The organism is Staphylococcus sp. HMSC056G08 (assembly GCF_001812305.1).
GTDB lineage: Bacteria > Bacillota > Bacilli > Staphylococcales > Staphylococcaceae > Staphylococcus > Staphylococcus simulans.
Window position 1 is genome coordinate 1 of record NZ_KV808414.1, and the last position, 6,084, is coordinate 6,084.

Below are 6,084 nucleotides of genomic sequence, written 5' to 3' on the forward strand. Positions count from 1 at the left end.
AAATTTTATTGTAAAAAATAAAAGCATAAGTTTGCTTATCTTATGATAAAGCAACCTATGCCTTCATTTTTTAACCTCTTTTGTATTGTTCTTAAGTCTTATATGACAGAGAGTAAATAAAATCTAGTTTATGATTTTATTTATAAAACTTTTAAAGTTATTTATGTGTATAAGAAATTTTGATATAAAAATTCTAGTAACAAAGTTGTAAGGGGCAACTAAATACAATAGGAAACCTTTTGATTGTCAATCAATATTCACGTAATATTTGTGGAGTATACCACATATTTATAATTATAAGGAACTATATTTTAAAAATCAATCAAAAACTCCAGTAATTAACATCTATTTAATGCTTTTACTGGAGAAAATAGTGAATTATATATAATCTTTTCGGAAGATTATTGGGAATATAATCACATTGTATATCTTTTATGGCGAAAAATAAACTTATCAAATGTAAATTATTTAGTATTAACTATAGTATAGGAAATGGACTTGGTGTTATCGAGAGAAAATATAGTAGTTTTTCGCACAAAACTTTTAGTATTACACATCACGTCAGAGTAGTAGTGTGACATTCCCAATATATAAAATATCACTACTGTATTGCTTTTATATTAATGTTGATGAAAAAGTAGTGTTTAATATATAAAGGGAACGAATTGAAGGAAAATTCACTCTATAAAATTTTGTGGGAAAGGTTATTAGGATTTATTAAAGTGATCAGAATATGTTATAATGCTATTACCTTTCTTAAATTGAATGTCCGCAATTAACTTGCTGATTCGATTTAGCAACCATTTAATATGGTTGCTTTTTTAATTAGTATTATCAGGTTCTGATGAAAACTTAGAAAAAATATAATGTGCCAAAAAAATCGTCACTCGTTTTGCTAAAACTTTGTGATGTGAAATTGAAATATATCTACTTTGCTCTTATCTTCTTTTTAAGCACTTATATAGAGTTTTAGAATATAAATCTACATAAATATTTTGGGTTCTTCAAAATACCCCTTTAAAATTAAAAATAAAGATCCTCAAAATTTTTATAAGAGTTATGATGAAGTTTGTTAACAAGAAATGAAGTTTCTGATGCTAATTTTTCTCGATATATGATAAAGATATAATATCTCCAGCAGTTATACACGTTATAGATCCTTTGGAAAAGGATGGATATGTTTAGGCTTCAGAAAAAGAAATAAAACATGTATTTATGCCGAGCAAATTTATTGATTAATGAGAAGCCCTTTAAATAAACATGCAGACGAATGTCGGCATAGTGTGATCTGGTCGACCATTGTCGATAAAGCAACATTTTAGACACTTAAGAACGAATTTCAACCGTTCGGGGATTGGTGAACTCTTTAATTAATTATTTTGTTAATATGAATATGCAAATGATTAATAGGAGAGATGAGAATGTATAAAAAATTTAGTTATAAATCTAAAGTAACAAAAGGTTGTGTTGCATTTGTTGTAGCTTCTAGTCTAGTTTTGGCTCCGACGGTGATTAATAACTACTCAGAAGCTTCAGAAACTAGGCAATCAGACGTCTCTATAGATAGTGCAGGAACTATTTCAAAAATTAATGATAATGTGGCTAGAATTGATTTGAACAAAGGGATTACATACAATATTGATAAAAATGGTATAGCTACAATAAAAGATACTCATTCTGGAAAAACTGAGCAATTACCTGTAACAGCAAAAGATAAAAATGGTGAAGACGCGACTTTAGTTTATTTTGAAGAGGATGGTAAGTTGGGTGTTCAAGTTGTTAAGCAGCAACAAGAAAGAGGAGCTGCTAAATGTGTAATCGGAACTGTAGGAGGAGCTATTGGTGGTGCGACAACTGGTGGCTTAGGAGGAGCTGCTGTTGGAACTGTTACACTTCCTATTGTTGGAACTGTTAGCGGTGGTGTTGTAGGAGCCATTGGTGGCGGTATTGGCGGTGCTTCTGGCGGATATGTAGCTGGTTGTTAAAAGGTGGGATAACTATGTATAACAGAAAGATCTTCAACTGGCCAATATTTTTTATTGTGATTTTGAATTATATATTTATGTTATCGCTGTTTCTATGGGTTTCTAATATAAACCATGTAAAAGTCTTTTTATTGACTATTCCTTTTCTTTTAATGACATGTGTTTATATAGTACTGTTTATAAAAAACAGATAGTTAATAGATAGTTAGTGTTTACACGTGTTTATGTATGTCATAAGTACGTGTTTTTGTGTATGTTTGAAATGAATTTATCTTTTCTTGTTACTATAGTTAATCATTACAAGTGATAAGAATCACTTTAGAATTTTTGGAATTAGTGGTTGGAAAATACTTATGTAAAAACTGTATCTTTATTAAGTAACTGGTTTCATTAGATTATTCAATTTAATGTATAAAACTATCATCTACGCTTTTAATTTGTACAAAATAAAAATTATGTTTTTTTGAAGAGATTTATCGATGCAGTAATTAAAATGGAAGTTGTTTTTGTTAGTTTATGCAAAACTTTAGTTTGCATATGAATTAATAATGTGAAAATACACTTTATAGGTTTTTGTGTATGGAATTACATTATATTTATATGTATCTCATTTATATATTAAGATCTTATAAAGCTTTTGAATTAAAAAAGACATAAATATCCTATTACTTTTTAAAACATTTCTTTGAAATAAGGTTGTAAAACTTTTCTGGGGGCTATGATAAAATCTATCAAAGGAGGAGGGATAAATTTGGTGTTTAATATATATAATATTTTCAGCTATTTTACTTTATTATGTTTTGAAATATGGAATTAGAAATGGTTTTGCTGAACTTGAAGCTAATAAAGATGATTTAATTTACTATCAAAAAAGTTCAAGTTTACTTGAAGAAATAGAAAATGTTTATCATATAATTGATATGTCTCAAACTGAGCTGAAAGAAGAAGCGAAAGCTATTTATGATGATTCTTTTAATATTTTGATTTCAGGAAAAAAACCTAAATTTATATTTGAGGAACTGACAGAGAAGAAAGAACAAATTTTTAAGTTAAGTACAAAGGATTTTGAGTAAAGCAATTAAATCAAAAATGAAAATAGAATAATAGTATGGGGAAGATGATTATTAATATCTTGATAGAAGGTTTATTTGTTTTTGATTTTAGTTCTGTTTTCTACTGGAAAAGATGATGAATAGCAGGTTTTATTTTTTATGATTTTAAAAAAAAGTGGATAACTATAAAATTGATGTGACAATAACATGAGTTTGTTTTTGTAATATTTATTAGCATCGCGGTTTACAAGTTTTTTAATTTCGAGTGAGGAGACATGACTTTGCATATTTTAGGTTATGTATGTGGAATAAATTTCATTGTTTCTTAGAAAGGATGTTTTATTGTTCAGTTTTATTAAACTTTATAAAACTGAAAAAAGTTATTTGTAAAAAGAGTGTTCATTGTGAGATAATAACATTTGTTTGTATTTTGAGTTTGCTTGTTATAGCTAACAGTGGTAGATTTGAGAAATATACTGAAAATCACCTACAAACACTATGTTAGAGTTTGTAGGTGATTTGACTGGTGAAATTAAATAAAATCAAATGAAGTTGAAATGAGTTATCTTAAATCTTTGGGATTATGTAATATATCTTAAAGGATAATCTCTAATAAATCAAGAATTACACTTAATTTAAAAGACTTTACTTTTTTAAAAAGGTTTAGCATAATAGATTTACACCATAAATACTATTTTTTTAGGAGGAATAACAATGAGTGAAGAAAAATTTGAACAAGCAAAAGGAAATATTAAAGAAACTATTGGGGATGTAACTGATAACAAGGATTTAAAAGCAGAAGGTAAAGGGGATAAAGCCTCAGGTAAAGCTAAGGAAATTGTGGATAATGTTAAAGATAAAGCTAATGATTTGATTGATCAGGTTAAAGGCGATAAGAACTAAAGAAGTAAACATCTTAAGTATTATAGACTTTATACTATTTAGGGCTGGTGAGTAAATTACCAGTCTTATTTTTAATGTGAAAAGAGCATAATTATCTTTGGGAATTAGAAATATTATATTATCAAAATCAAGGAAATGATGTGCTTATATCTAATATTATATTATTAGTGATTAATAACGATTAATTATTACAAATATTCAAAATGTTATTAAATCAATAGTTATAGTCAATTAAAAATCAGATGATTATGCTTCACACCTTTTTTATTAAAGACTAAAAGTCTTTAATAAAAAAGTCATCATACAGAGTATGATGACCTTGAAGTAAATCTAATGTTAACTGTGAACTTACACACACCTGTGGAGTGTGGTAGAACTGAAAACGCACACAACACGAGTTTATATGCCACTACTGGAAAGCGACATATGAAATATATTAGCATATATTTGGATTAAATCAATGACTTTTAGTTTATTATTTCTGAAATATATTTATAATCAGAGGTCTTTGCCCAATTATTATCACTTCTTACTAACATAATTTAGGAATTACATGTTATCATAAGTACGTACCTGCAAGGTACATTGGTCATACAACTTCTTTTTTTGACGATTTAAGTGAGTCACTACACTACAACGATGGTGTAGTGGCTTTTTATTTATAACTATAGTTTGAATGTAAAATTCACTACAAAAAAACCGCCATTAAGGCGGTTTAGGAGCTAGATGTTTAGAAATGCTTTTCTAAATGAAAAATATATACAACTAGGATTGCAAAAATGCACTTGGGACATTAATTACTGTGCTTTTAATATATATTAAAACAATCCCTAATCAAAATATACAATATATCTAGTGTTTATACAATGAAAAGTAGCCATCTTATATTAAGAAAATACTAATTTGTCATTTAACTATCTAACGTTGGGTTCAAGATATGCTCTAATTTGATGGAAAGTATAAAAAGACTATTAGAACTACATTTATTAAATCAAGAAAAAGTTTAACCATGAAAGATAATACATATTTATCTTCCAGTAAGTTTGAGTAGTTAGGAATAATTTAATATATTTAAAAACCAAACCCACTCAAATTAAGATTTATCTTGTTATGAGAGGATTTGTTTTTTGGGTAATTGTCAACTGAATGAAGTTGTTAACTAAATACTAAATCATAGTAACAAATGCTTCAAAGGGTTTTATATTATCTGTATTAATTTCAGTATCATAGTTATGCAATTTTAAATCGCCCTTGTTTAATTCAAGGTCAGTTTTTAGACTTACAGTTTGATTTGTTAGATTACTGACAATGACTGCAGTTTTATTATTTAATGTGCGAGTATATGCAAAAATACTGGAATTTTCTGAATCAATTAAGTTGAATTCTCCATACGTAAAGGTGTCATCTGACTTTTTAAGTTGAATTAAATCTTTGTAAAATTGCAATATAGAATGATCATCCGCTTCTTGTTGTTCGACATTAATTGACACGTAGTTAGGGTTGACTGGGAACCAAGGTTCAACATTAGAGAAGCCAGCGTAAGCTTCATCATTCCATTACATTGGAGTTCGAGAATTATCTCTGTTTTCCATGCGGTGTTTCTCTAATAATGCATCAGTGTTTCCGCCTTCCTCTTTAACCATATGGTATTCATTTTTAACAGATACATCGTTAAATTGCTCTATACTTGTAAACGGAAAGTTCGTCATTCCAATTGCTTGTCCTTCTTCTAACATTTCTACAACTCTATGATAAATAACACGTTTTTGAGGATCTTTAGCATTCGGTGCATAGAGTAAAGGACGTCCTTTATATACCCCTTTTTCTTTCGAAACTTTAATACCTTGTGCTTGTCTACGTTTACTTTCATTTCGTTCTTGTTCTGAAACCATTGCTAATATTTGGATGATTAAGTCTTTCATAAATTTATCGGTTATGTTGCAAAGTTAATTTTATAGTATGATTTTAACGAAAAATAGATATAAGCAATTTAATAAAGAAATAATCACTGTAGTCATTGGCTACTACTCATCTAATATAAATTATTTACATAATAAATGATTATGTAAACCAAATACAAATGGACAAACGGCGTCATATAAGCGTTTGTCGGTTCTGTTGCAAAGTTGAATTTATAGTATAAT

The 6,084-nt window shown here is 28.0% G+C and carries 3 protein-coding genes and 2 pseudogenes; 3 read left to right on the forward strand and 2 right to left on the reverse strand.

Features of this window, described 5'->3' with window-relative positions; genetic code table 11:
- Positions 1 to 1,421: 1,421 nt before the first annotated feature.
- The 3 genes from HMPREF2846_RS14575 (at position 1,422) to HMPREF2846_RS00035 (ending at position 3,940) form a co-directional block, all read left to right on the forward strand.
- Positions 1,422 to 1,985: a hypothetical protein gene (locus HMPREF2846_RS14575; RefSeq protein WP_083309938.1), complete on the forward strand. Its 564-nt coding sequence runs from the start codon at positions 1,422 to 1,424 to the stop codon at positions 1,983 to 1,985.
- Between the two features lie 800 nt (positions 1,986 to 2,785).
- On the forward strand, positions 2,786 to 3,058 hold the full coding sequence (locus HMPREF2846_RS00030) for a hypothetical protein (protein ID WP_256273939.1): 273 nt from the start codon (positions 2,786 to 2,788) through the stop codon (positions 3,056 to 3,058).
- Between the two features lie 693 nt (positions 3,059 to 3,751).
- Positions 3,752 to 3,940 (forward strand): CsbD family protein, encoded by a 189-nt coding sequence (locus HMPREF2846_RS00035; RefSeq protein ID WP_060804198.1) that lies wholly within the window; start codon positions 3,752 to 3,754, stop codon positions 3,938 to 3,940.
- Positions 3,941 to 5,106: 1,166 nt separating this feature from the next.
- On the opposite strand, the pseudogene HMPREF2846_RS14875 reads toward HMPREF2846_RS00035, so the two are convergent.
- Both HMPREF2846_RS14875 and HMPREF2846_RS14585 read right to left on the reverse strand, forming a co-directional pair.
- Positions 5,107 to 5,667, reverse strand: a pseudogene (locus HMPREF2846_RS14875) (alpha-glucosidase C-terminal domain-containing protein); the annotation flags it as partial.
- Positions 5,653 to 5,877, reverse strand: a pseudogene (locus HMPREF2846_RS14585) (recombinase family protein); the annotation flags it as partial. The pseudogenes HMPREF2846_RS14585 and HMPREF2846_RS14875, both read right to left, overlap by 15 nt.
- Positions 5,878 to 6,084 lie beyond the last annotated feature (207 nt).

Coding starts and splice junctions, on each gene's coding strand:
- HMPREF2846_RS14575 (WP_083309938.1), top strand. CDS start 1,422: ATGTATAAAAAATTTAGTTATAAATCTAAAGTAACAAAAGGTTGTGTT.
- HMPREF2846_RS00035 (WP_060804198.1), top strand. CDS start 3,752: ATGAGTGAAGAAAAATTTGAACAAGCAAAAGGAAATATTAAAGAAACT.